23 protein-coding genes are annotated in these 23,122 nt (G+C 61.0%); 10 read left to right on the top strand and 13 right to left on the bottom strand.

What is annotated here, in order from left to right; all coding sequences use genetic code 11:
- Window positions 1-87: 87 nt before the first annotated feature.
- From TM1040_RS15440 to metG, 8 genes are all read right to left on the bottom strand, one after another.
- Window positions 88-1,188 carry a DUF1513 domain-containing protein gene (locus tag TM1040_RS15440; RefSeq protein WP_011539525.1) on the bottom strand — a complete coding sequence of 367 codons (1,101 nt, stop codon included), beginning with the start codon at window positions 1,186-1,188 and terminating at the stop codon, window positions 88-90.
- Between the two features lie 36 nt (window positions 1,189-1,224).
- The gene (locus tag TM1040_RS15435) at window positions 1,225-2,253 is read right to left on the bottom strand and encodes an imelysin family protein (RefSeq protein ID WP_011539524.1); all 1,029 of its coding nucleotides are present in this window, start codon (window positions 2,251-2,253) and stop codon (window positions 1,225-1,227) included.
- A complete protein-coding gene (locus TM1040_RS15430; RefSeq protein ID WP_011539523.1) occupies window positions 2,253-3,758 on the bottom strand; it encodes a di-heme oxidoredictase family protein in 1,506 nt (501 codons plus the stop codon). The genes TM1040_RS15435 and TM1040_RS15430 overlap by 1 nt, the downstream gene beginning before the upstream one ends.
- Window positions 3,759-3,792: 34 nt before the next feature.
- Window positions 3,793-4,278 (bottom strand): bacterioferritin, encoded by a 486-nt coding sequence (gene bfr, locus TM1040_RS15425; protein WP_044026862.1) that lies wholly within the window; start codon window positions 4,276-4,278, stop codon window positions 3,793-3,795.
- Window positions 4,232-4,519, bottom strand: a complete 288-nt coding sequence (locus tag TM1040_RS20080) for a (2Fe-2S)-binding protein (RefSeq protein ID WP_011539521.1) — start codon at window positions 4,517-4,519, stop codon at window positions 4,232-4,234. Before TM1040_RS20080 ends, bfr begins: the two co-directional genes overlap by 47 nt.
- 229 nt (window positions 4,520-4,748) lie before the next feature.
- Window positions 4,749-6,017 (bottom strand): imelysin family protein, encoded by a 1,269-nt coding sequence (locus TM1040_RS15420; protein WP_011539520.1) that lies wholly within the window; start codon window positions 6,015-6,017, stop codon window positions 4,749-4,751.
- A gap of 51 nt (window positions 6,018-6,068) precedes the next feature.
- Window positions 6,069-6,248 (bottom strand): hemin uptake protein HemP, encoded by a 180-nt coding sequence (hemP, locus tag TM1040_RS15415; RefSeq protein ID WP_011539519.1) that lies wholly within the window; start codon window positions 6,246-6,248, stop codon window positions 6,069-6,071.
- Window positions 6,249-6,634: 386 nt separating this feature from the next.
- Window positions 6,635-8,356: a methionine--tRNA ligase gene (gene metG, locus TM1040_RS15410; protein ID WP_011539518.1), complete on the bottom strand. Its 1,722-nt coding sequence runs from the start codon at window positions 8,354-8,356 to the stop codon at window positions 6,635-6,637.
- 247 nt (window positions 8,357-8,603) lie between these two features.
- Between metG and TM1040_RS15405 the strand changes: the two genes are divergently transcribed.
- Together TM1040_RS15405 and TM1040_RS15400 are read left to right on the top strand one after the other, a co-directional pair.
- A complete protein-coding gene (locus tag TM1040_RS15405) occupies window positions 8,604-9,356 on the top strand; it encodes an OB-fold-containig protein (protein WP_044026861.1) in 753 nt (250 codons plus the stop codon).
- A 55-nt stretch (window positions 9,357-9,411) separates the two neighbouring features.
- The gene (locus TM1040_RS15400) at window positions 9,412-11,100 is read left to right on the top strand and encodes a flotillin family protein (protein WP_011539516.1); all 1,689 of its coding nucleotides are present in this window, start codon (window positions 9,412-9,414) and stop codon (window positions 11,098-11,100) included.
- A 146-nt stretch (window positions 11,101-11,246) separates the two neighbouring features.
- Here TM1040_RS15400 and TM1040_RS20530 read toward each other — a convergent pair whose 3' ends face one another.
- Window positions 11,247-11,498: a DUF6552 family protein gene (locus tag TM1040_RS20530; protein ID WP_011536605.1), complete on the bottom strand. Its 252-nt coding sequence runs from the start codon at window positions 11,496-11,498 to the stop codon at window positions 11,247-11,249.
- A complete protein-coding gene (locus TM1040_RS15390; RefSeq protein ID WP_011536606.1) occupies window positions 11,488-12,192 on the bottom strand; it encodes an SDR family oxidoreductase in 705 nt (234 codons plus the stop codon). Before TM1040_RS15390 ends, TM1040_RS20530 begins: the two co-directional genes overlap by 11 nt.
- Window positions 12,193-12,290: 98 nt before the next feature.
- On the opposite strand from TM1040_RS15390, the gene TM1040_RS15385 reads away from it, so the two are divergent.
- A complete protein-coding gene (locus TM1040_RS15385) occupies window positions 12,291-13,169 on the top strand; it encodes a LysR substrate-binding domain-containing protein (protein ID WP_011536607.1) in 879 nt (292 codons plus the stop codon).
- A 101-nt stretch (window positions 13,170-13,270) separates the two neighbouring features.
- On the opposite strand, the gene TM1040_RS15380 is transcribed toward TM1040_RS15385, so the two are convergent.
- Entirely contained in the window at window positions 13,271-14,497 is a 1,227-nt protein-coding gene (locus tag TM1040_RS15380; RefSeq protein WP_011539515.1) for an MFS transporter, read from the bottom strand.
- Between the two features lie 273 nt (window positions 14,498-14,770).
- Between TM1040_RS15380 and TM1040_RS15375 the strand changes: the two genes are divergently transcribed.
- Window positions 14,771-15,817 carry an aldo/keto reductase gene (locus tag TM1040_RS15375; protein WP_011539514.1) on the top strand — a complete coding sequence of 349 codons (1,047 nt, stop codon included), beginning with the start codon at window positions 14,771-14,773 and terminating at the stop codon, window positions 15,815-15,817.
- Between the two features lie 78 nt (window positions 15,818-15,895).
- On the opposite strand, the gene TM1040_RS15370 is transcribed toward TM1040_RS15375, so the two are convergent.
- On the bottom strand, window positions 15,896-16,927 hold the full coding sequence (locus tag TM1040_RS15370; protein ID WP_011539513.1) for a GlxA family transcriptional regulator: 1,032 nt from the start codon (window positions 16,925-16,927) through the stop codon (window positions 15,896-15,898).
- Between the two features lie 134 nt (window positions 16,928-17,061).
- Here TM1040_RS15370 and TM1040_RS15365 point away from each other — a divergent pair, with 134 nt between their 5' ends.
- The 4 genes from TM1040_RS15365 to TM1040_RS15350 all read left to right on the top strand — a co-directional run bounded on the left by TM1040_RS15365 (window position 17,062) and on the right by TM1040_RS15350 (window position 20,845).
- Entirely contained in the window at window positions 17,062-17,979 is a 918-nt protein-coding gene (locus tag TM1040_RS15365) for a 3-keto-5-aminohexanoate cleavage protein (protein WP_011539512.1), read from the top strand.
- Window positions 17,980-18,044: 65 nt separating this feature from the next.
- Window positions 18,045-18,605, top strand: a complete 561-nt coding sequence (locus TM1040_RS15360; protein WP_011539511.1) for a lipocalin family protein — start codon at window positions 18,045-18,047, stop codon at window positions 18,603-18,605.
- Between the two features lie 12 nt (window positions 18,606-18,617).
- On the top strand, window positions 18,618-20,093 hold the full coding sequence (locus tag TM1040_RS15355; RefSeq protein WP_011539510.1) for a carnitine 3-dehydrogenase: 1,476 nt from the start codon (window positions 18,618-18,620) through the stop codon (window positions 20,091-20,093).
- Window positions 20,093-20,845 (top strand): SDR family oxidoreductase, encoded by a 753-nt coding sequence (locus TM1040_RS15350; RefSeq protein ID WP_011539509.1) that lies wholly within the window; start codon window positions 20,093-20,095, stop codon window positions 20,843-20,845. The genes TM1040_RS15355 and TM1040_RS15350 overlap by 1 nt, the downstream gene beginning before the upstream one ends.
- Window positions 20,846-20,915: 70 nt before the next feature.
- Here TM1040_RS15350 and TM1040_RS15345 read toward each other — a convergent pair whose 3' ends face one another.
- Window positions 20,916-21,785 carry a helix-turn-helix domain-containing protein gene (locus TM1040_RS15345; RefSeq protein ID WP_011539508.1) on the bottom strand — a complete coding sequence of 290 codons (870 nt, stop codon included), beginning with the start codon at window positions 21,783-21,785 and terminating at the stop codon, window positions 20,916-20,918.
- Window positions 21,786-21,889: 104 nt separating this feature from the next.
- Between TM1040_RS15345 and TM1040_RS15340 the strand changes: the two genes are divergently transcribed.
- Window positions 21,890-22,096, top strand: coding sequence for a DUF2061 domain-containing protein (locus tag TM1040_RS15340; RefSeq protein ID WP_011539507.1), 207 nt, complete (start codon window positions 21,890-21,892; stop codon window positions 22,094-22,096).
- Window positions 22,097-22,145: 49 nt separating this feature from the next.
- The gene (locus tag TM1040_RS15335) at window positions 22,146-23,114 is read left to right on the top strand and encodes a fatty acid desaturase (RefSeq protein ID WP_371261777.1); all 969 of its coding nucleotides are present in this window, start codon (window positions 22,146-22,148) and stop codon (window positions 23,112-23,114) included.
- The last annotated feature ends 8 nt before the right edge of the window (window positions 23,115-23,122 follow it).

Below are 23,122 nucleotides of genomic sequence, written 5' to 3'. Positions count from 1 at the left end.
TTTCGTTTTGGTATTGGGTGGCATCAAAAAGAAAGCCCCTCGCAAAAGGGCAGAGGGGCTTTGTATCGGTGTTTGACGCGAATCTGCTTAGGGCTGGCGTGGTGCCGATGCCGCCGAGGAAAGGGCGATGAGGTGGTTGTCCCAAGCCAGGGGCGCCTGCGTGAGCGTCGTTACCTCTGTGCCGATCTGAGCCATGATCCCGGTTCCGGTGCTCACCAGAAAACCGTCTTTCAGGGGCGCCAAACCGCAGACATCCGAGAGGGCATGTTCCGCCTGCAAGGCACCGCTCGTGCAGTCCATCACCTGCACCACACCGCCGCGCGGCGAGGTCACAGCGATTGCGGTCTCATCTCCTGAGAACGCAATCGAGCCACCATAGCCATTGAGGTTGCGCAGGCGCGGGTCATCCTCAGCCATCAAGCGCGGTGCGCTGCCGGGTTGATGCAGGCCGACAATGGGCACATCAGCGCCCAGATCTCCCTGCCATTGCATCGCAAAGCCCACCGCGCCATCGCTGCGCACCGCGATGTGACGGATCGAGTTCTTGTGCAGATCGGCGGGCAGTTCCATTTGGTGCTGTATTTCGCCCGAAAGCCTCAGATAGCTGAGATTGGGGCGCATGAAGGGGATGTTGAGTTTGGCGCGGCCGCTCTCGGGGTGGGTTTCGATGCCCCCATTGGCCACCACAAGACCGGGGGCGTCGCGGCGCAAGAGCATCTCGTGCGGGCCGATGCCTCCCGAGGAAAACTGGCCAATGCGGTGGTAGTCGCCTGCGTTCCAGACACCGATCACGCCCGCACCGCGCGCATAGTCGTTCTCGGTGGTGTAAAGCACCTCCCCTTCGGGCGAGAACACGCCGTGCCCATAAAAATGATGCCCCTCGGGGGGCTCAAGGCGAGCCAGCTGCGCGCCGCTACGGCAGTCGATCACATCGGCAAAGCGCCCGGGGCGGCGGGCAAAGGCCACCGCTTCGGGGCGTGTGGGGTGAGCGCTGGCCGCATGGCCGCGATCGGGCAGCGGGTGGCGAAACAGCACCTCGCCCGCCGCCGAAAGCCCGGCCATCACAAACAGCCCCAGCGCGTCCTTGCCCGCAGAGAGATAGGCCGGCGCGCCGACATCGGCCCATGTGGCGGTTGGCGTCACGCTGCTGGCCAACAGACCTGCAAGAAAGCCGCGTCGAGAGGGCATGTTGAAACTCCTGTATCAGTGCAATGCGACACGTGGTCAGTCGCCATCCAGCGCGTTGAAGCCGGCCTCGACACCCAGTTTGGGGCCGAGATCACGCAGGGCGATTTCTTTGATCTCAAAGACGTCCTGTTGCAGTGTCTCCAGCAGAAAGCGCTTTTGCGGATCTGTGATGCCCGCAAGGCTTGGATCGTCCGAGAGCTGGTCTGCGTGGCGGTCGGCCTTGTCAAACACCTGGGTCAGATGCTCGGTCAGTGCCCCGTCATTGGCCGACAAGAGCAGGGCCAGTTCCCGCAGGCTCTGGAGTTGGATCTCGATATGGCGCAGGGAGCGGCCAGAGCGACGGGCCTCGGCGCGGTTCGGCTTTGGCGCATCAAAAGTACCAAGCGGGCGCCCGATCCGCATGTCGGCGAGGATCTCAAGCCCGGTGGTCAGCGCCTTGAACAGCTCCTGATGCGCTTCGGTCTCGCTGCGGTAGCGCGCTGCCGGGGTGCGCAATTGATCGGCGTAGTCCTGCTCCCAGTCATCCAGAATAGCGGCGCTGTTTCGCGCAAGGTCCCGTGCAACCGCTTGAACAAATGCGCAGGCATAGTCCGGATCGCCGAGATCCGCGTAAGCCGGATCAAAAAAGAGGTATTCGAGCGCGTAGAACCCGCGCACAGCGACCGAAGCGGTGGCAAAATCCTCGGGCGTGTCCACCACCGGGCTGCGGTTGGTCAACAGACTGCGCAGCGCTTTGGGGGTCTTGGAGCGGCTGTCGGGCCAAAAGGCGATGGCAAAGGCCCGATTGTCCACCTCTGAGGGGCCAAAGCGCAGATGACTCGCAGCGACCCAGGCGTCAAAGGCCGCTCCCCAGGCATTGCGCACAGCCTCTGAGGTGGGGGCGCAGTCGCTCTGGGCGAGGGTTGCAAACTCGGCGCTCTCGGACGCGAGCTGGGCGTAGGTCGGCAGGATATGCTGATCGATCACCGCCTCTGCAAGTGCGTCCGCGCGGGCGGCGCTCGAAAGTGCCAAGACGGTGCAGGCAACGGTGCAGGCGGTGGCGGTGAGGCGGTATAAGAGGGGCATCAAAGGGACTCCAGGAATGAAATAAGCGCCGCGCGGTCGGCAGGGGGCAGGGCCACCACCCGGTCGCGGGCGGCTTGTGCTTCGCCGCCGTGCCAGAGGATCGCCTCAAGAAGGGTGCGGGCGCGGCCATCATGCAGGAACGTGGCGCGAGCAGAGACCTGTTGCGTCAGCCCGATCCCCCAGAGCGGGGCGGTGCGCCACTCGCGCCCCGTGGCGCGCGCTTCGGGGCGGTTGTCGGCCAGCCCCTCACCCATATCGTGAAGCAGCAGGTCAGAGTAGGGCCAGATGAGCTGAAAGCTCTGCTCGGGGCGGTCTATCAGGCGGTGGGTGACAAACTTCGGGGTGTGGCAGCTGGTGCAGCCGATCTCGTAGAATACGGATTTACCGCGCAACACCTCTGGCGCATCCAAGTTGCGGCGGGCCGGTACTGCGATATTGCGGCTGTAAAAGGTCACGAGATCCATATTGGGCTGGTCGATTTCAGTGCCCCGCAAGTCTTCATCGCCATGAGGGGCAGCGCGGCAATCAACCTGCTGAGCGGTGCAGTCCCCGTAGGGCTGGGGAAACAAAGGGGTCGAGATGCCGATATCGCCAGAGAAGGCCGCCGCGGATTGTTCGTGAATGGTGGCGGTCCCGGCTTTGAGGCCAAACCGACCAAGCATGACCTGGTCGAATTCCTTCGACCATACGAGGTTGGCGCGCCCCGAGATGCCATCGCCGTCCAGGTCGTCCGGGTCGGCCAGCGCGAGGATGTCGGCGGCCGGGATGGCCTCCAGAAGGCCGAGCCCGATCATCGGTGGAGCGACGCGCGGTGACAGCATAGCCTCTGAATCAAGCGGGCCGTATTTGAGCGCAGACGCCTCGAATTGGGGTTTGCGCAGATGCGCGACCTCGCCGCCATTCAGGGCAATTTCTTCCTCGGTAAAGGTGACGGACAGGCGGTATTCGGGATCTACGCCGGGGGCAGAAAAATCCTGCAACTGCCAGCCATAGGTCGGCTCTGGCACCATGCCGATATAGTCTGGAATGGCGCGCAGGTGCGGTGGCACCGGGCCCGGGATCGATATGCGCAAAAACGTCGAGGCAGAGCGATAGTCCGGCCCCTCTGGCAAATGACCACGACCGTCGCGGATATGACATCGCTGGCAGGCGCGGGCATTGTAGACGGGGCCGAGCCCATCTGACGCCAGCGTCGAGGCCGGAGAAAACACCCATAGTTTGTCAAACAGCGCTTCCCCGAGATGAAACTCCAACCCTTGCTCAAAGGTGAGGTTTGCGGGCGGCTGGCTGAAGGCATCGCGATCATCTGTGTGCGGCAGGGTCGCAGTTCCGGCAGAGTTTTCCTCGAACGCTTCGGGTGCAGCAAAGTCCTCAGTGGGCGCGGTGACGCGTTCCACCCGACGGGTTTCATGTGTGGTTCGGGGCAAGATCGACAGATGCGGCTCTGCCAAACCAGGCGCCGCGGGGGCAGGGCGGTCCGTCGCATGAAGCGGTGCGGCCAGCACCAGAGCGAGGGCCGCACCGAGAACTGGTACCGAGTTACTCGGCTTCGTCCATCTTGGAGGCGTTGAGCTGCGCGTAGTTTTCGGCGCCAACGCGGTCGTGCAATTCAAGCTGGGTCTCCAGGAAATCAATATGGCCTTCCTCGTCTGCGAGTAGCTCTTTGAACAGCTCCTCAGACACGAAATCACCATGGGTCCTACAGTATTCTGCCGCTTCTTTATAAAGCGCGCGGGCTTCTTGTTCGGCGGCCAGATCGCATTCTAATGTTTCCTTGGGGGATTGGCCGATGCGCAGCGGGTCGAGTGTCTGCAGGTTGGGATGACCTTCGAGAAAGATGATCCGGTCGATCAGCTTGTCCGCGTGGTTCATCTCTTCGATGCTTTCCTCGCGGCTCTTCTTGGCCATGTGCCCAAGGCCCCAGTCCGCCTGGAGCCGGTAGTGCAGCCAGTACTGGCTGACAGCAGTCAGCTCGCTCCTAAGTGCCTTGTTGAGATATTCGATGACTTTGGGGTCGCCCTTCATAATTGCTCTCCGGAGAAATGGCTGTACGCAAGTTCTGCAACTGTGCAGGTACAACCACCTTAGCGTTGGCGCGCATCGTGTCCAGAAAGAGCGGCATGCAGCCTCCGCATTCCGCCTGCTTGCCCAAGGCGCGGTAGATTTTCCCAGGAGTGATAATGGTTTGTGGGTCAGAGGCACGCATCCAGTCAATCGCTGCATGAATGTCGTGATCCGAAATGGCGGTGCAGTGGCAGATGATCATGGCGGGGCGTCGATCCCAAGAGATTCTGTAAGCTACAGGCTTTGAATCAATATCCGAGTAAAAGAATAAGCTTTCAAGGGTAAATCGGACTGTTTTGATCAGGAAATTGTGAGCCGCAGTTGTAAAATGGGCCGCATACAGGCTTTGGGTGGCAAAAACTCAGGTCCGAGTATCAAAAATGGAGCCGCGCCAAGGCGCGACTCCGGACAGATCGGGGACCGGACCTGCGTTAGTGAAAGACCGCCGAGGGGTCGTCCAGCGAATCCGAGCCCTCAATGGAGACGGCGTCGAGTTCCAGCGCCGCCACCACACGTTCGATTGAACGGGTCTGGTCCACGAGCGCGTCAACGCCGCCCATGACCAGGGCCTCGCCCGCCGTGCTGCCCTGCGCGAGCATCTGGTCATAGGAGAAACCCGCCTCGGCAGCGGTCTTGATGCGACCGAGCTTCATCATGGTGGTGGCGAGCTTGGCGGTGAGTTCGCTGTTCAAAGCGGGATCGGCGGCTTCGACCAGATCCGCGAGCGCGGCACCAGAGACCAACGCACCGTTCACCCGCACGTATTCACCCAGATAGACGTTCTGGATGCCCAGCCCATCGTAATAGTGGCTGTTGTGGGTGTTGTCGGAGAAACAGTCATGCTCTTCCTCGGGATCGTTCAGCATCAGGCCCAGACGCATGCGCTCGCCAGCCTGTTCCCCATAGGACAGTGAGCCCATGCCGGTCAGAATTGCGGTTATGCCCGCGTTCTCGTCAGAGAGCACCTCGGCGCGCGCGGCGCCCCCCTCGGCCCATTGCGCAGTGATCCACTCGAGATCCGATACCAACAGATCGGTGGCCGCTTTGAGGTAAGCGCCCCGACGGTCACAATTGCCGTTGGTGCAGTCTTCGCCAGTGGCGTAATCGGTCCATGCCCGCGCGCCGGCGCCATGCTCGGTGCCGTTCAGGTCCTGCCCCCAGAGCAGAAATTCAATGGCGTGGTAGCCGGTGGCGACATTTGCTTCGACGCCGTCCGCTTCGTGCAGGGTCTCTGCCAGCAGCTCGGGCGTGATCTCGGACGCATCGATCGCCTGGCCTGACAGGCTGAAATCGGGGTTTGCGACCACATTGAGCACTGCTGCGGCGTTTTCATCCGTGGGGCCGCCATAAGAGGCATCCACATAGTCGATGAGACCCTCATCCAGAGGCCATGCGTTCACTTTGCCTTCCCAGTCGTCAACGATGGCATTGCCAAAACGATAGACTTCAGTCTGCTGATAAGGCACCCGGGCAGCCAGCCAAGCCTTTTTGGCAGCGGCGAGGGTCTCGGCGGAGGGCGCGTCGATCAGGGCCCCAACCGCCGCCTGAAGCGTCTTGGCCGTGATCAGGCTGTCCTCGTATTTTGCTTCGGCGATATTGGCGTAGTTGATCAGCACTTCGCCCTTGGACGTGGCGAATGCAGCAGAGGTCCCTGCGGCCAGAGCCAACACGGCAGCACCGGTGAAAAGCGGCGTTTTCATAAAATCATCCTCGTTGGAATTTTGAAAAAGAGGCGCGGGGCGCCTGTGGGGTCACTTGGTCAAAATCAGCTTGCCCGCGCGGGTGATCCGCAGCGAATAGATCTGACCATTGAGAAGAATGCGCGCCTGCACGCCCCCGCGCGTGAGATCCTCGGCGTGGTAGGTCGGATAGGTTTCCGGCTGCGTGGCGGCGGTGATGTCGGCTTGGGAAATCGGTTTCAGGTTGCTCATCAAAGAGACCTCTGTCTGTGCGTGTTCTGCTCCACCTTGTCGAACAGCCACTCAACGCATGAATTTTGCTGGGGCAATTCTTCCGACAGGACGGTCTGCCACAGATCCGCAACGGGCTCTGGGTCGGCATCACGGTCGGTGCGCATGGGGATTTGGCCAGTGAAGTTCAACATGTGCGGGACGCAAGGTTCAGGTTGTCGGCTGGCCTGTATCACACAGGTTGGCTGGATTGCCTTATTCCTGATTTATTTGGTCAGATATGTCAATCGGCTAATTCTTCCCTTGGCAAACTTTGATTTTTCCAAAGTTGCGAATGGGGGATGGGCAATGAAAAAGGCCGCCCGGGTGGGGCGGCCTTTGATGCGGTGGAGCGTGCGGTGCGCGCCTTAGGCGCTGCGACCTCCGGCAAAGCGCTCTTGCCACTCTTCGCGCTGCTCATCGGTAATCTTGGCAAAGAGCACCTCCGGCACCGTGAAGGCATGGCCTGCGGGCAAGGCGGCGAGTGCGGCGGCAACGTCTTCGGGCCAGCTGCGATCCTCGGTGCCGAGAGCGGCAAACAGGCGATCGGAGGCATCTGGAATGAAGGGCGCCGACAGAACCGCATAGAGACGGATCAGATTGAGGCCGAGGCGGACCTGACCTGCCGCGCGCTCGGGGTCTTCCTTGAACACCGACCAAGGCGCGGCAGATTGCAGGTATTCATTGCCCGCAACCCAGATCGCGCGGAGTTCCTGCGCCGATTTGCGCACCTCCATCGCCTCCATATGGCGTTCAAAGGCGCCGATGCGGGTGGAGAGCTCTTCAATGAGGGTCTGTTCCTGTTCGCCCCAGGTGCCGCCATCGGGCACCTCTTCGCCAAATTTCGAGCGGCAGAATTTGGTGATGCGCGAGACAAAGTTCCCAAGCACATCCGCCAGATCCTTGTTCACCGATTGCTGGAAGTTCTCCCAGGTGAATTCGGAATCGGAGCTTTCGGGGGCATGGGACAGCAGCCACCAGCGCCAGTAATCGGCAGGCAGGATCTCGAGCGCCTGATCCATGAACACGCCGCGCCCCTGCGAGGTGGAGAACTGACCGCCATCATAGTTGAGGTAGTTGAAGGATTTCAGATGATCGACCATCTTCCACGGCTCGCCCGACCCCAGCAGGGTCGCGGGGAAGGACAGGGTGTGGAAGGGAACGTTGTCCTTGCCCATGAACTGCACATATTTGACGTCATCCGCGCCCTTGTCGGTGCGCCACCAGCGCTCCCAATCGGCATCGGTTTTGCCATGGGCCTCGGCCCATTCGCCAGCGGCTGCGATATATTCAATCGGTGCGTCGAACCAGACGTAGAAGACCTTGCCTTCCATGCCAGGCCAGTCCGCGTCGCCTTTTTTGACCGCAATCCCCCAGTCGAGGTCACGGGTGATGCCCCGGTCCTGCAAACCGTCGCCATCATGCAGCCATTTCTTGGCAATCGAGGTGGTGAGCACCGGCCAGTCGGTCTTAGAGTCTATCCACTGGTCCAGTTGGTCGCGCATTGCGGACTGGCGCAGGAACAGGTGCTTGGTCTCGCGCACCTCAAGGTCGGTCGACCCCGAGATCGCAGAGCGCGGGTTGATGAGGTCGGTCGGATCGAGCTGTTTGGTGCATTCCTCGCATTGATCGCCGCGCGCCTTCTCAAAGCCGCAGTTGGGGCAGGTGCCCTCGATATAGCGATCAGGCAGAAAGCGGCCATCGGCGTTGGAATAGACCTGTTTTTCCGACACTTCGGTAATCAGGCCAGCCTCTTCGAGCTTGCCCGCAAAATGCTGAGTCAGCGCGTGGTTCTGCGGGCTCGAGGAGCGGCCATAATGGTCAAACGACAGGCCAAACCGCTTGGCGATGTCGGCCTGCACGGCGTGCATTTCGGCGCAATAATCGGCCACGGGCTTGCCGGCTTTGGCTGCGGCCAGTTCTGCGGGGGTGCCGTGTTCGTCGGTCGCGCAGAGGAACATGACCTCATGGCCGCGTCCCCGGTTGTAGCGGGCATAGAGATCGGCAGGAAGTTGGCTCCCCACGAGGTTGCCGAGGTGCTTGATCCCATTGATATAGGGCAGTGCCGAGGTGATGAGAATTCGGGCCATATCGTCCATCCACGTCGCTTGTCTGGCAGCCCGTCTATCCCATGCGGGAAGGTACGAAAACCCCATGATCCAGTGCAACGCAAAGAAACCGGTGAAACGCTCGGGTTTCGGGTGCATCCTGCCTTGACCGACGGCACCGCATCGGGGAGGTTCGAGGCGAATTTGACGCCCAAGCCCTTGAAACCTCGCGCATGCGTGAACATATCGATTTGCATACAATGGCATACATATTGGACTATATTTGCAGATGACAGATCTTCTTCTCGACGGGGCCTTTGCCCCATTCACCGTGGCTCTTGCGCTTTTGCTCGGTCTGGTGGGGATGGAAGTTCTGGCATTGCTCTTGGGAGGCAGCCTCCTTGGAGGTGACAGCGATGCCGATCTGGATGGCCCCGGCGGGCCTGAACTGGATGCGGATCTCGATATGGGGGCTGTGGATCTGGATGCGCTGGATAGCGCGGATCTGGAGGCTCTGAACTTTGAGTCAGTGGAGGGTCTTGAAGCCGACACGGGTTCGGCCGCGCCTGACGTCACTGGCGGGGGCGGTGTTCTGAGCTGGCTTGGCATCGGCCGCATGCCCTTCCTGATCTGGATCGGCTGTCTGTGTTTGGCCTTTGGCCTCTCTGGTATGGCGTTGCAGCTGGGCGCGCGGAGCCTCTTTCAGAGCTTTGCACCGGCCGGACTGGTTGCGATCCCTTCAGGTGTGTTTGGTCTCTGGTTCACGCGTGGTTTTGGCGCCGTTTTTGCGCGCATCTTGCCACAGACCGAGACCGAAGCCGTCTCGGAGGGCGCATTGGGCCGCAGACGCGGCGTGATCACCCAAGGCACCGCGCAACGCGGTCGCCCCGCCGAAGTGCGCGTCACCGACCGCTATGGAAACGCGCACTACCTGCGCGCAGAACCCCTGAGCGATCAGGAAAAGATTGCGCAGGGCACCGAGGTGCTCGTGATCCGGGATCGGCGGAGCAAACGATATGTTCTGGTGCCGCTCTCTGAATAAGCGGCGCTCAGACTTCAAATCGATACGAACTATTTGAACAAAAAGGAGAATTGGGATGGATGGATCTTTCCTATTGGTGCCTGTCATCAGTATCTTGGCGCTGGTTGCCCTCATCGGGCTTGTCCTTGGACGGCTCTATCGCCGGGCCACCCGTGAAGTCAGCCTGGTAAAGACCGGCTCTGGCGGCAAAAAGGTCATTATGGACGGCGGTACGGTTGTGGTTCCGCTGCTGCATGAAATCAGCCCGGTCAACATGAAGACCCTGCGTCTGGAGGTGCAGCGCTCGGGTGAGGCGGCACTCATTACCCAGGACCGCATGCGGGTCGATGTGGGTGTGGAGTTCTACGTCTCGGTGATGGCCACCGAAGAAGGGATTTCGCGCGCGGCGCAGACGCTTGGGGACCGCACATTCGATGTCGAGCAGCTGCGCGAGATGATCGAAGGCAAGCTCATCGATGGTCTGCGCGCCGTGGCGGCCCAGATGACGATGGACGGGCTCCATGAAAACCGCGCCGATTTTGTGCAGGAGGTGCAGAATGCCGTCTCCGAGGATCTGCTGAAAAACGGTCTGTCGCTTGAATCCGTCTCGCTGACCGCGCTCGACCAGACACCCTTTGAGGCGCTGGATGAAAACAACGCCTTCAACGCGGTCGGTATGCGCAAGCTGGCAGAGGTGATTGCGACCTCCAAAAAAGAGCGCGCGCAGATCGACGCAGAGGCAGAAGTCGCCGTGCGCCGCGCCGCAATGGAAGCCGAGCGTCACAAGCTGTTGATCGAGCAGGATGAACAGCAGGCCCGCATCGAGCAGATGCAAAAGGTCGAGACCATGCGAGTCGCCCAAGAGGCGGAGATCGCAGCCCGGACCGAGGACTCGGTGCGCGAAACAGAACGCGCGCGGATCGCCCGCGAAGAAGCCATCCGCGCCGCCGATATTGAGCGCGAGCGCAAGATCCGCGAGGCCGAGATCACCAAGGAGCGCGAACTGGAGGTGGCCGAGCAGGAACGCCAGATCATCATTGCGCAGAAATCCGAGGAAGAAAGCCGCGCCCGCGCCTCTGCCGACCTCGCCCGTGCCGAGGCCATCAAGGCGACCGAGGCCGTCGCGACCGCGCGTGAGGTGGCCGAGGCCGAGCGTCAAAAGCAGATTGTCCTCATTGAGGCTGCGCGAGAGGCAGAGCGTCAAGCCACTGGCATCCGTCTGGCCGCGCAGGCCGAAAAAGAAGCCGCCGCCGACCGCGCCGAGGCCCGTCGCGAGGAAGCACAGGCCGAGGCAGACGCGCTCAATATTCGCGCGGAGGCCAAGAAAAACGACATGCTGGCCGAAGCGGAAGGTAAACGCGCCCTTGTGGAGGCGGACAATGCGCTCTCGCCGGAACTGGTGCGCATGAAGGTTGACCTCGCTCGCATCGAGGCGATGCCCTCGATCATTGCAGAGATGGTGAAACCGGCCGAGAAAATCGACTCGATCAAGATCCATCAGGTCGGTGGCGTGGGCGGCGGCGCGGCCTACAGCAGCGCGGGCGCCTCTGGCGACAAACCCGTGGTCAATCAGGCGCTCGATTCCATCATGGGCATGGCGGTGCAGATGCCGGCGCTCAAAACACTGGGGCGTGAACTGGGGATCTCAATGGAGGACGGCGTGTCCGGCGTGGTGAACGGCATGCTGGAGGGCAATGACATCGCCCCCGAAGTCGCCGCCGACCCGGAGGCAACGGATCAGGCGAAGACCTCAGAGGTTCACTAAGCGCTGATGCGCTGAGACATCGGAAAGGGCTGGCCGCGCGCTGGCCCTTTTTGTTTTGGGCGCGATGGAATGTGAATACGGGTTTGGCAGCTTTGAGCCCATACCTCCTGAATGCTGCACAGTGCCCAAATGGCTGCTTTCGCTCATCACCCGCTTGCCATACCGGCAATCATTGCGCCGAGTGCGACAAGGTGTACAAGCATGAGCGCCTTGTCATTCCATAGCGCGCCGACGGCGAACCACCCTACGACTCCGAAAAGAAACAAGTAGAGATTCCAAGGTGTCCAGCCAAACCCCGTTGCAGTGTATCCCATGATCTGAACGGCGGATGCGCCCCACTTGACCGCGAAGACAAGGCGCTCGCGCGTCGATACAAGGGCCAAGGTATCAGACGGCACGGGTTAACCCTCCGTCGATACACAGGTTTTGTCCCGTCATGTAGCCACCATTTTCCGAGGCGAGCCACGAAATGAGAGAAGACACCTCCGAGGCGAAACCGTAACGTCCCATTGGAATACGTGCTTTGCGGTCTTCGGTCTCAGGCAGGCTGTCTATGAAACCCGGAAGGACGTTGTTCATGCGAATGTTTTCTGATGCATACTTATCCGAGTAGAGCTTTGTGAATGCGGCAAGTCCGGCCCGGAAGACGCCAGACGTTGGAAAAAGGGGATCGGGTTCGAATGCCGCGAAGGTTGAGATGTTGATGATCGCCCCGCCGCCCTGCGCTTGCATCACAGGTGTGATCAGCCTTGTCGGACGGATAACGTTCATCAGGTAGACTTCCATTCCTTGATGCCAATCCTCGTCACTGATCTCGAGAACCGGACCTTTTGGTCCGTGGCCAGCAGAGTTCACCAAGACATCAATGCGGCCCCAACGATCCTTCGCACCCTCGACCAATTCGTTCAGCGCTTCTCCATCAAGATTGGAGCCCGTTACGCCAAAGCCGCCAAGTTCACCGCCAAGCGCTTCGCCCTTGCCAGACGAAGACAGGATGCCAACCTTGAACCCATCATCTGCCAATTTGCGCGCAGCGTTCGCGCCCATGCCGCTGCCACCCGCCGTAATCAGAGCTACTTTTTCTACTGTCATATCGATCATCCTTTCTTGCTTGAGGCATAAATCGTGCATTTTTTGGCAAACTTGGATTCAGAATTGATGTTATATGACAGTAGAATTACTATTACAGAATGACCGAACTTCCCCCGCTCAACAGTTTGCGTGCTTTTGATGCAGCAGGCCGCCGCCTCAGTTTCCGTGCAGCCGCTGATGAGTTGGGTGTCACGCAAGGGGCCGTTGCGCAGCAGGTGCGACAACTCGAAGCGCATTTTGATGTGGTCTTGTTTGAACGGGTGCCGAAGGGCCTGGCTTTTACGCCAGTCGGGCGCAGCTATCACAACCGGATTGCCGGAGTGTTCGCAGACCTTCGAGCCGCAACTGCCGAGTTGAAGCCAGAGCCGAATAAAGTTCTCATCAGTGTCACGCCAACCTTTGCTGCGAAATGGCTGATTCCCAATCTTCCCGACTTCGCTACAGCACATCCGAACATCGATTTGCGGATCATGGCGACCGAAAAAGTTTCCAGCTTCCATAGTGACGGGATAGACCTTGCAGTGCGCCAAGGATCGCCGCCGTTTGGCGCATCACTGGACGTAACCCTTTTATTCAAGCAATCGCTAGTCGCGGTCGCCGCGCAAAAGCTTGCGGACAAGGGAGGCACTCCTCTTGATCCAGAAACCCTTGCCAAACAGCCGAAGGTCCATGACGCCCATGACCTATGGCCCAGCTATCTGGCGCATTTGGGCGTACAGGACCAGTCTGCTCGGCACCTTCGTCTGAGCCAGACGTCTCTTGCGGTAGATGCAGCTATCGCAGGGCAAGGAGTGGCCTTGGTAAGCCGGTTTCTGGTTGCTCATGACCTTGCAGCCGGACGTTTGGTCGAGGTTGGCGAAGCCTGGGCCCCAGACAGAAATGACTTCTATGTCCTCATGCCGCGAACCGCCAAAAACAATGCGCCGACGACCAACGTCTTGACGTGGCTCAAGTCGCGCTCCGCCAAAGATACCTGATGCCTTGAAACAAAGCGGCCATTTAGATCACTCGGACGAACGGAAACAAGGTCCCAATCTCAGACAGACAGGTTTGCCTCGCGTTTGACAGTTGGGCACTCTCATTGCCGCCCCTCACGGGCGCGTTTCAGCATCTTGCCGATCGTGAATGACGTGCGCGGCGCATAGACGTAGCGGGTGCGTTCGGTTGGGGTGGCGCGGCTGCGCATCCTTGCAAGGCCAAAGACGATCAACCCCGCATGCCCCACTGCGATAAAGACAAATAGCGCCCCTGGCCCGAAGGCCTCAATGAGGGCCGAGGCGATAAAGGGTGCGGCAATCGCGCCCGTGGCGTAGAAGAACATCAAGGCCGCTGAGAGTTCCACCCGCTCTTCGGAGGTGGCAAAGTCATTGGCATGCGCGGCAGAGACAGAAAAGATCGGCACTGTCGTCAGGCCGAAGAAAGCCGCCGACGCCATGATGGCAATCGTGCCGCCACCGCTTGCAGGCAGGGTCACGGCGCAGGCAATCATCGAGACGCCTGAGAGCCAGATGAGCACCCAGCGACGATCGAATTTATCCGCAAGCCAGCCCACGGGGTACTGCGCGAGCGCGCCGCCCAGAACGAAGGCGGCAAGGAAAAAGGCGATCTGGTCGATCACCAGTCCGACTTCCTGACCGTAGATCGGGCCAACCATCCTGAAGGAGGCGCCACTCAGGGCGGAGACGATCACGCCGGCCACCCCGAGGGGTGAACAACGCCAGGCCAGACGGGGTCTCAGGCGCGGGGCGGCGGGCATCTCGGGCTGGCTCGCGCGGGTCATCATCAGCGGCAGCAGCGTTGCGCAGCACAGGATCGCCAGCAGGTTATACGAGATGTAATGCGCAGGCGGCAGCACCGCGATCAACAGCTGCGCCGCCAGAGACGCACTGGTGTCGGCAATACGATAGAGACCGGAGGTGCGGCCCCGGTTCTCATTGGTGACCTTTGCGTTGATCCAGGCCTCGATGACCGTGTAGCAGCCCGCGACACAGAGGCCAGATGCGATGCGCATGGCGGCCCATGCGTAGGGATCGTCCGTGAGCGTATGCGCCAAGAGGCCCATCGCGCCAAGTGCCGTGCAAACCGCAAAAGCGCGCGAATGTCCGACACGACCCATAAGGCGCGGGGTCCACCAGCAGCCGATAAAGAAGCCAAAGAAATGCGCCGAGCCCAGAAGGCCGATCTGGCGGTTGTCAAACCCCATCGCAGCGCCGGAAATGGCATCCAGCGGCCCCACACCTCCGGTCGAGAGCTGAAGCAAAATCACGGAAAGAAAGAGGGCGGCAAAAGAGAGGATCGTGCGCATAGCAGGGCTGACCATAGGGATTTGCCAGATCGGTGCAGTTGCGTTTTCGACGTTCGGGGGTCGTTTTTCATGTGCTGTGGCCAATGCGGCGCAGATCGCAGTGTGGCGCTGGCCTGTGCAAGGGGGTGTCGGGCATGCAAAGGGGAAAGGACCAGATTTGAGGCAAGTCGGTAAAAGGGTGGGCAACGCGCCCCAGGAGCGCCGTTCAATGACTTGCATCCGCTCCCCGGCGGGCTAGGGTCCGCGAGGAACAGAACATCAGGAGAGCGCGAGATGAAGAAGAACCGGCTTGGCCGCACAGATATGATGGTGACCGATCTGTGCCTTGGGACCATGACCTATGGCACTCAGACCGATGAAGCGGATGCGCATGCGCAGATCGACATGGCGCTGGAAGCGGGGATCAACTTCCTCGATACCGCTGAGATGTATCCAGTGAACCCCATTCGGGCGGAGACCCTTGGTCTGAGCGAAGAGATCATCGGCAACTGGAACCAAAAGACCGGCCGCCGGAAGGACTATATCCTTGCGACAAAACACTCAGGCGAGGGCTCCGTGGCGCGCGACGGGGCGCCGATCACAGGCAAAACCATTGCGGCGACCGTTGAGGCATCGTTGAAGCGGCTCAAGACCGACTACATCGACCTTTATCAGTTTCACTGGCCAAACCGCGGCAGCTACATGTTCCGCAAGAACTGGAGTTATGATCCGACCGCTTCTTCTTATAATCGCGCGCAGGTGATCGCGGATATGGAAGAATGCCTCGCCGCGTTGCAGGCGCAAGTCGAAAAGGGCAACATCCGCGCCTTTGGGCTTTCCAATGAAAGCGCCTGGGGCACTGCGCAATGGCTGCGTCTGGCGGAAGAGGGCAAGGGCCCGCGGGTTGCCTCGATCCAGAACGAATACTCTTTGCTGTGCAGGCTTTATGACACGGACCTGGCAGAGCTGAGCCACTATGAGGATGTTGGCTTGCTGTCGTTCTCTCCTTTGGGGGCCGGGTATCTCACCGGGAAATATCAAGAGGGTGCGGTGCCGGAAAAGTCGCGCAAGTCGATCAACCCGGAGATGGGCGGGCGGCAGTCTGATCGGGTAGAGGCGGCCGTCGCGGCCTACCTGACGATCGCGGCCGATCATGGGCTGGATCCGGTGCATATGGCGCTGGGGTGGTGCCGGACACGGCCGTTTATGGCTTCGGCGATCTTTGGTGCGACCGATGTGGCGCAGCTCGCGCATATCCTTGAAGGTGCGGATCTTGAACTGGCGCCCGAAGTTCTGGCTCAGATCGATCAGGCCCATCGCGCCCATGCGATGCCGTACTGAGGCCAACGGAGGGGGCGCTGCCCCCTCTTGCCCTGATCGGGCAATTCACCCCCGGGATATTTGTGAGAAGATGAAGGGCTAGTTGGTGCTGTGGCTGGCGTGGCTGGTTGCCTTGAGCACAGGGTAGCTTGCAAACGCGGTCTCGGCGCTGTTCTGGCGTAGCTCTCGCGCCGAGAGCCCATGCGCGGTGCGAAAGGCGCGCGCAAAGGTGGATTGCGACGTGAACCCCGTCGCCACCGCGATTTCCATCAAGGGCAGATTGGTGTCTGTGACCAGTCGGCGAGCCTCTGCCAGACGCAGTTGCAGATAGTGATCCTGTGGCGTTGTGTTGAGGCGCAGGCGGAATTGCTGTTGCAGGCTGCGGGGGCTGGTGCCGAGCACCTCGGCGATTTCCGCCAGCGGTTTGGGGTCATCCAGCGCGGCTTCCATTATGGCGTTGGCCTTCGCGGTGAGGGCGTTGTGCTTGTGATGACCAAGGCGGCTCTGGCTGCGCTGGGGCGAGGCGGTGCCGTCATAAAGGAAGAGACCTGCCACTCGTGAGGCAAAGCCATGCCCGTGACGCGCGCCGATGATATGCAACATCATCTCGATTGCCGGCGTCGCCCCGCCTGAAGTCATGCGCCCCTCAGAGACGGTAAAGCGATCCGTGCGACAGTGAATATCGGGGAAGCGGGCCGAGAAATTCTCCAAATCTTCCCAATGGGTCGTTGCCGCATGGCCGTCCAGCAGCCCGGCTTCGGCCATGAGCCAGGGGCCACCGTCGATCCCGGCGATGGTGGCGCCACTGCCCGCAATGCGGCGCAGACCGGCCAGAAGGCTTGGTGTGGCATGGCGTGCCAGTTGAAAGCCGGCAACGACAATCAAGAGGTCACAGTCATCCAGCCGCGCCAGCGGCGTGGTCGGCACGGTGAGGCCTGAGGTGAGCATCGGCGGCTCGGCTGAGGCGCTGACATAGTCCCAGTCAAAAGCCGCCCGCCCCGCCAGCCGATTGGCGGCGCGCATGGGGTCGACTGCTGCGGCAAAGGACAATGTGTTACACTCATCCATCACCAGAACGGCGGTCTTGAGGGGGCGGTTCTCCGGCTGGAGGATGTTTTTTGCGGATTTCATCAACTTCGATTCGCTTCGCGTCAACTCTTGCTGCCAAGGCTGAGCCAGACTGCAGATCAGCGCAAATTGGAATCCGGGGAGAAGCCTGGGGATAACCCGGGGCACAACCCTGTACATCAGAGGGAAAACACAAAATGCCGCTTTCCATGAACCGAGAGGTCTTTATCACCTGTGCAGTGACCGGCTCTGGGGGAACGCAGGATCGCAGCCCGCATGTGCCTCGTTCGCCCAAGGAAATTGCAGAAAGCGCGATTGCCGCCGCCAAGGCAGGGGCCGCGATTGTGCATTGTCATGTGCGCGACCCAGAAACCGGCGCGCCCTCGCGGGATCTTGGTCTTTATCGCGAGGTCACCGACCGCATCCGCGAGAGCGATACCGATGTGGTGTTGAATCTCACTGCGGGCATGGGGGGCGATATCGTCTTTGGCGGGGTCGAGCGCCCGCTGCCCGTGACCGAAGACGGCACCGACATGATCGGCGCAAGCGCGCGTGTGGCGCATGTGGCGGAATGCCTGCCGGAGATCTGCACGTTGGATTGCGGCACCATGAATTTTGCCGAGGCCGACTATGTGATGACCAACACGCCCGGCATGTTGCAGGCGATGGGGCAGATGATGACGGATCTTGGCGTGAAGCCCGAGATCGAAGCCTTTGACACCGGGCATCTTTGGTATGCCAAGCAACTGGTCAAAGACGGCGTGCTGAAATCGGATGCTCTGGTGCAGCTCTGCATGGGGGTCCCATGGGGGGCGCCCAATGATCTCAATACTTTTATGGCGATGGTCAACAATGTGCCCGACGACTGGAACTGGTCGGCGTTCTCGCTGGGGCGTGATCAGATGGCTTATGTGGCGGCCTCAGTGCTGGCAGGCGGCAATGTGCGCGTGGGGCTGGAGGATAACCTCTATCTCGACAAGGGCGTGCTGGCCGAAAACTGGCAACTGGTGGAGCGCGCTGGCACCATCGTGTCCAACCTTGGCGCGCGTGTGATCACGCCGGCAGAAGTGCGCGAGAAGCTTGGCCTGCAGAAACGCGCCCCGATCACCAAGTAATCGGGAACGAAAGCCGGGGGCAGGGGTTAGAGTTGAAAGATATTTTGCCCCCGGAGGTCCGTATCATGATTGCAGTTGCTTTTCGCTCCACACTCGCCGCCACCCTGGTTGCTCTTACACTCGCGGCACCGGTGCAGGCTGCAGAGTATCGCGACACCGATGTTGCGATGACCGTGCAAGAGGATCTGGACCTGTCGCGCTATCTTGGCACTTGGTACGAGATCGCGCGGTTTCCCAACCGGTTTGAGCAGGGCTGTGCGGCGGTGACCGCAGAGTACAGCCCGCTTCCCAAGGATCGCATCAAGGTGGTGAACAGCTGTCGCAAGGGGGGCGTGACGGGACCGCTGGAAACGGTCGAAGGCGTGGCGCGCGTCGCGGGGCCTGGCAAGCTTGAGGTGAACTTTGTCTCCTGGTTGCGGCTCTTGCCCTTCACATGGGGGGACTACTGGGTGCTGGACGTGGACGCGGACTATCAGGTGGCGGTCATCGGCACGCCAAAAGGCAAGCAGGGCTGGATTCTGGCCCGCACGCCCAACATCAGCGCGACAGAGCTGGAGGCTGCAAAAGCGGTCCTGCGCAAGAATGGATATGACACCGGGGCCCTGGAGATGGTGCCCCAGAACTAGGGACAACGGGATATGACAAAAACAGCAGCAATCATTGGCGGTGGCGTTATCGGCGGCGGTTGGGCCGCGCGGTTCTTGCTCAATGGCTGGGATGTGCGGGTCTTTGACCCGGATCCCGAAGCCGAGCGCAAGATTGGCGATGTTCTTGCCAATGCCCGCCGCAGCCTGCCCGGGCTTGGCAATGTGGCGCTGCCACCCGAAGGAAGTCTGAGCTATCATGAGACCCTCGCGGAAACCGTGCAGGGCGTCGACTGGGTACAGGAGAGCGTGCCCGAGCGGCTCGATCTGAAACAGAAAGTATACGCAGAGCTCGAGGCGCATGCGCCCGGGGGCGCGGTGATTGGTTCGTCGACCTCGGGCTACAAGCCCTCGCAATTGCAGGACGGGTTCACCAACGCCGCACAGATCGTTGTGGCGCATCCTTTCAATCCGGTCTACCTCATGCCGCTGGTGGAGGTGGTCACAACTGATGTGAACACGCCCGAGATGATTGCCAAGGCCAAGGCGATCATCACCGAAATCGGCATGTATCCCTTGCACTTGAAAAAGGAAATCGACGCTCATGTGGCGGACCGGTTCCTTGAGGCGGTCTGGCGCGAGGCGCTGTGGCTGGTAAAAGATGGCATCGCCACCACCGAAGAGATCGACAACGCGATCCGCTATGGCTTTGGCATCCGCTGGGCGCAGATGGGGCTGTTTGAAACCTACCGCGTTGCGGGCGGCGAGGCGGGCATGAAGCATTTCATGGCGCAGTTCGGCCCGGCTCTCAGCTGGCCCTGGACCAAACTGATGGATGTACCCGAGTATAATGATGCGTTGGTCGACCTGATCGCAGGCCAGTCGGACGCACAGTCAGGGCAGTATTCCATCCGCGAGCTCGAGCGTATCCGCGATGACAACCTCGTGGGGATGATGCGGGCGCTGGGCGCAAACAACTGGGGTGCCGGGGCGCTTCAGAATGCTCATGACGCCGCGCGCCTGTCAGAGGCGGGGCTTGCGCGCAGCATGGAGGACGTTGCCGATCTGTCGCAGCCCATCCTCACCCAGAGCCGCGTCGTGCCGCTCGATTGGACCGACTACAACGGCCACATGACCGAGAGCCGCTATCTGGATGCCTTTGCCCAATCCACTGACCGGCTGATGGAGATCATCGGCTGTGACGCCGACTATATCGCCTCAGGCGGCAGCTACTTCACCGCCGAGACCCATATCCGCCATATCGACGAGGTCCACGCGGGCCACCCGGTCCAAGTCCGAACGCGGGTCATAATGGGCGCGGGTAAGAAGATGCACCTCTGGCACGAGATGTATGAAGGCGACCGCCTCCTGGCGACCGGCGAGCATATGCTCTTGCATGTGGATCTGAAAACCCGCCGCTCGGCACCGCCGGCCGCGCATATCGAGGCCAATCTTGTGAAGCTCGCCGAGGCACATGCGGCGTTGCCCGCACCCGAAGGGCTGGGTCGCGCCATCGGTGCGCCTCGCTAATGCGCGTTCTGGTGACGGCGGGCGCGTCCGGTATCGGGCGCGCCATGGCAGAGGGCTTTGTCGCGACGGGCGCCGAAGTCTGGGTTTCCGATGTGGATCGCGACGCCCTGGCCGCGCTGCCCGACGGGTGGAACGCGCGGCAGGTCGATGCCACCGACGAGGTCGCGATGCGCGCGCTCTTTGCCGAGATTGCGCAGGCAGGCGGGCTTGATGTGCTCTGCGCCAATGCTGGCGTGGCCGGGCCGACCGCCTTGGTGGAAGACATCCAGCTGGAGGACTGGCGCGCCTGTGTCAGCGTCAACCTCGAGGGTGCCTTTCTGGCGGCGAAATACGCGGCACCGCTCATGAAAGCGGCCGGGCAGGGCAGCATCGTGCTTACATCGTCTACGGCGGGGATCTACGGCTATCCCAATCGCGCGCCCTATGCGGCCGCGAAATGGGCTGTGATTGGCCTGATGAAAACCCTCGCGATGGAGCTCGGCCCCTTTGGTATCCGCGCCAATGCGATCTGCCCCGGCGCGGTCGAGGGGCCGCGCATGGAGGGCGTTCTGGCGCGCGAGGCGGCACTCAAAGGCATGAGCCGCGATGCGGTCCACGAGGGCTATGCCGCGGGCACGTCTATGCGCACCTGGGTCACGGCTGAGGATGTGGCCAACATGGCGGTGTTCCTTGGCTCCGAAGCTTCGCGGCGCATCTCCGGTCAGGTCATTGCGGTGGATGGCCACACGGAAAACCCGGATCCGAAGGTATAGGACCGGCGTCAAACACGGAGCGTTTTGGTCACTCGGATCAGGTGCCGCCAGCCGCCCGGATGGCGCAGCGCTACGTCGCCACCCCGATCTGTGCGCGCAGTGCGCGCAGGCGCCCGGGAACCTGCCGGGCGGTGATGTCTGCCTCGCGCACCAGGCGATCAAAATGACCGGTGTAGGTTTCTACCCGCGCGCGATCTCGAAAGGCCATGTAGTGACTGCCGGCATAGAACACGCATAAGAGCGGCCCAAACACCGTCAACGGCGACGAATATAATCGCTTTGCATCGTAGAGATAGACCCGCAGGCGCGGGTATAGCTGCGTGGTCAGCCGCTCCAGATGCTCAAGCTGCTCGATGCGGATTTCAGCCGATAGTCCCTCGTAATAGCCTACCCCTTTGGCAAAGCTGTCGACCTCATAGATGGGCAGCGCGATCTCGTAATCTGACCCGGCCTGCCGCATCCAAGTGAGCCGGTCCTCGGAAGCGCCGATGGCCTGATCGGCGGTGCGCCCCAGGTGTGGCGCATATTCCCATTCGAGCACCGCGCGCGTCTTGAGCATATCGGGCAGCGTCGCGGGCACATGGCGGATCTTGTAGCCGGCGGCCTCGCGATGCCACTCGTAAATCCGTTCATCCACCAGCGCGCGTGGCGCTTCAGTCATCGCAATAGAGGAGGCCAGCAGTTCCGCGGCGCTTTCTGGGCGCTCCGAGAGGCTCAGCAACCAATCGGCCGACACACCCAATGCCTCTGCGCAGGCGCCGATCACATGCGCATTGGGCAAGCGCGCGCCATCGTCCGTCAAGAGCTGCGAAATTGTCGAGCGATCCACACCGGTGGCGCGCGCCAAAGCGCTCTGACTGAGGCCGCTGTCGCGCAGCGCGCGCTCAAGGCGGTCCCGAAACTGTACCGCCCGGAGGCGTTTGTCGATTTTATCCGTCATGTGATGACAAATATCACATCTGATGAATTTTGTTAATCACATACAGAATTCTGCACAGTCTGCCGTTGGCCTAGTTTGCAGGTGTAGCAAACATTGGAGGACCTATGGAAACGCGCGGGCGCTCCCTCGTGAAGGCGATTGTGTGGAATGTGATCGGGCTGATCTCGATGACGGCGGTGGGGTTTATCGCCACCGGCTCCTTGAGTGCAGGTGGCATGATGGCGGGGATCAATACCGCGCTCGGCTTCCTGAGCTATCTGATTTACGAGCGGGTTTGGGCGGGCATCCGCTGGGGACGTCACCATGCATGACATGAGTGCCATGCAACCGGCATCAAGGACAGCCGAGAGCGCGATCGGGATGCCCGAGAACTTGCTGGAGGTCCCGCCCGCGATCGACGTCGCCGAAGCAGAGGCCAGAGCGGTCCTGCCCAAACATCCGGAATGGGGAACTTTCCTCCTGATTGTGGCTTGCTATCTCCTTTGGGCAGGCGCTCTCTTTGGTCTGGCGCAGGTATCGCAGGCTCTGGCCGTCGTGGCGGCGGGGCTAATGGTGGCGTTGCATTCCTCGCTCTGCCATGAGGTGTTGCACGGGCACCCCTTTGCGAGGCGCGCGCTTAACGAGGCGCTGGTGTTTTTGCCGCTCAATCTTTGTGTGCCCTATGGCCGGTTTCGCGACACGCATCTTGCGCACCACCAGGATGAAAACCTCACCGATCCCTATGATGATCCCGAGAGCAATTTCATGGATCCGGAGATCTGGGCGCGCCTGCCAAAATGGCGACAGAGCCTCTTGCGTGTGAACAATACGCTTCTGGGGCGCATACTCTTGGGGCCAATGATCGGGCAGATCTGCTTTATGCAGACGGACTGGCGGTTGGCACGCAATGGTGTGTGCGGGATCGGACGCGATTGGCTGCTGCACGGGATCGGAATCCTGTTGGTCTTGGGGATCGTGAGCCTCTCGGAGATGTCGGTTCTTGCCTATCTGGGCGCTGCCTACATCGGACTGGCATTGCTCAAGATCCGTACCTATCTGGAACACCGTGCCCATGAGGACATGCACGGCCGCACGGCAATCGTGGAGGGACGGGGAGTGCTCGGCTGGATCCTGAGTTTTCTGTTCCTGAACAACAATCTCCATATTGTGCATCATCTCTATCCCGGCGTACCGTGGCACCGGTTGCCCCGGCTTTATCGTCAGCACCGCGCGCGCTTTCAGGACCGGAATGACGGCTATGTGCTGCCCAGCTATGCGAGCGTGTTTCGCCAGTTTGCCTTTCGCGCCAAAGACCCGGTGCCACATCCGCTCTGGAAATCCTCCGAGTAAAGGCGCAT

It is taken from the genome of Ruegeria sp. TM1040 (genome assembly GCF_000014065.1).
GTDB lineage: Bacteria > Pseudomonadota > Alphaproteobacteria > Rhodobacterales > Rhodobacteraceae > Epibacterium.
Note: the sequence above shows the minus strand (reverse complement) of the source record. Positions and strands in the feature narration are given on the sequence as shown.

Bases quoted from the DNA above. Each gene is read 5' to 3' on its own strand.
- TM1040_RS15405 (WP_044026861.1), top strand. From the start codon at position 8,604: ATGACAGATCTTCTTCTCGACGGGGCCTTTGCCCCATTCACCGTGGCT.
- TM1040_RS15360 (WP_011539511.1), top strand. From the start codon at position 18,045: ATGATTGCAGTTGCTTTTCGCTCCACACTCGCCGCCACCCTGGTTGCT.
- TM1040_RS15385 (WP_011536607.1), top strand. From the start codon at position 12,291: ATGACCGAACTTCCCCCGCTCAACAGTTTGCGTGCTTTTGATGCAGCA.
- hemP (WP_011539519.1), bottom strand. From the start codon at position 6,248: ATGAGCAACCTGAAACCGATTTCCCAAGCCGACATCACCGCCGCCACG.
- metG (WP_011539518.1), bottom strand. From the start codon at position 8,356: ATGGCCCGAATTCTCATCACCTCGGCACTGCCCTATATCAATGGGATC.
- TM1040_RS15435 (WP_011539524.1), bottom strand. From the start codon at position 2,253: ATGCCCCTCTTATACCGCCTCACCGCCACCGCCTGCACCGTTGCCTGC.
- TM1040_RS15375 (WP_011539514.1), top strand. From the start codon at position 14,771: ATGAAGAAGAACCGGCTTGGCCGCACAGATATGATGGTGACCGATCTG.
- TM1040_RS15420 (WP_011539520.1), bottom strand. From the start codon at position 6,017: ATGAAAACGCCGCTTTTCACCGGTGCTGCCGTGTTGGCTCTGGCCGCA.
- TM1040_RS20080 (WP_011539521.1), bottom strand. From the start codon at position 4,519: ATGATCATCTGCCACTGCACCGCCATTTCGGATCACGACATTCATGCA.
- TM1040_RS15440 (WP_011539525.1), bottom strand. From the start codon at position 1,188: ATGCCCTCTCGACGCGGCTTTCTTGCAGGTCTGTTGGCCAGCAGCGTG.
- bfr (WP_044026862.1), bottom strand. From the start codon at position 4,278: ATGAAGGGCGACCCCAAAGTCATCGAATATCTCAACAAGGCACTTAGG.
- TM1040_RS15350 (WP_011539509.1), top strand. From the start codon at position 20,093: ATGCGCGTTCTGGTGACGGCGGGCGCGTCCGGTATCGGGCGCGCCATG.
- TM1040_RS15345 (WP_011539508.1), bottom strand. From the start codon at position 21,785: ATGACGGATAAAATCGACAAACGCCTCCGGGCGGTACAGTTTCGGGAC.
- TM1040_RS15380 (WP_011539515.1), bottom strand. From the start codon at position 14,497: ATGCGCACGATCCTCTCTTTTGCCGCCCTCTTTCTTTCCGTGATTTTG.
- TM1040_RS15365 (WP_011539512.1), top strand. From the start codon at position 17,062: ATGCCGCTTTCCATGAACCGAGAGGTCTTTATCACCTGTGCAGTGACC.
- TM1040_RS15400 (WP_011539516.1), top strand. From the start codon at position 9,412: ATGGATGGATCTTTCCTATTGGTGCCTGTCATCAGTATCTTGGCGCTG.
- TM1040_RS15355 (WP_011539510.1), top strand. From the start codon at position 18,618: ATGACAAAAACAGCAGCAATCATTGGCGGTGGCGTTATCGGCGGCGGT.
- TM1040_RS15340 (WP_011539507.1), top strand. From the start codon at position 21,890: ATGGAAACGCGCGGGCGCTCCCTCGTGAAGGCGATTGTGTGGAATGTG.
- TM1040_RS15390 (WP_011536606.1), bottom strand. From the start codon at position 12,192: ATGACAGTAGAAAAAGTAGCTCTGATTACGGCGGGTGGCAGCGGCATG.
- TM1040_RS15370 (WP_011539513.1), bottom strand. From the start codon at position 16,927: ATGAAATCCGCAAAAAACATCCTCCAGCCGGAGAACCGCCCCCTCAAG.
- TM1040_RS15335 (WP_371261777.1), top strand. From the start codon at position 22,146: ATGCCCGAGAACTTGCTGGAGGTCCCGCCCGCGATCGACGTCGCCGAA.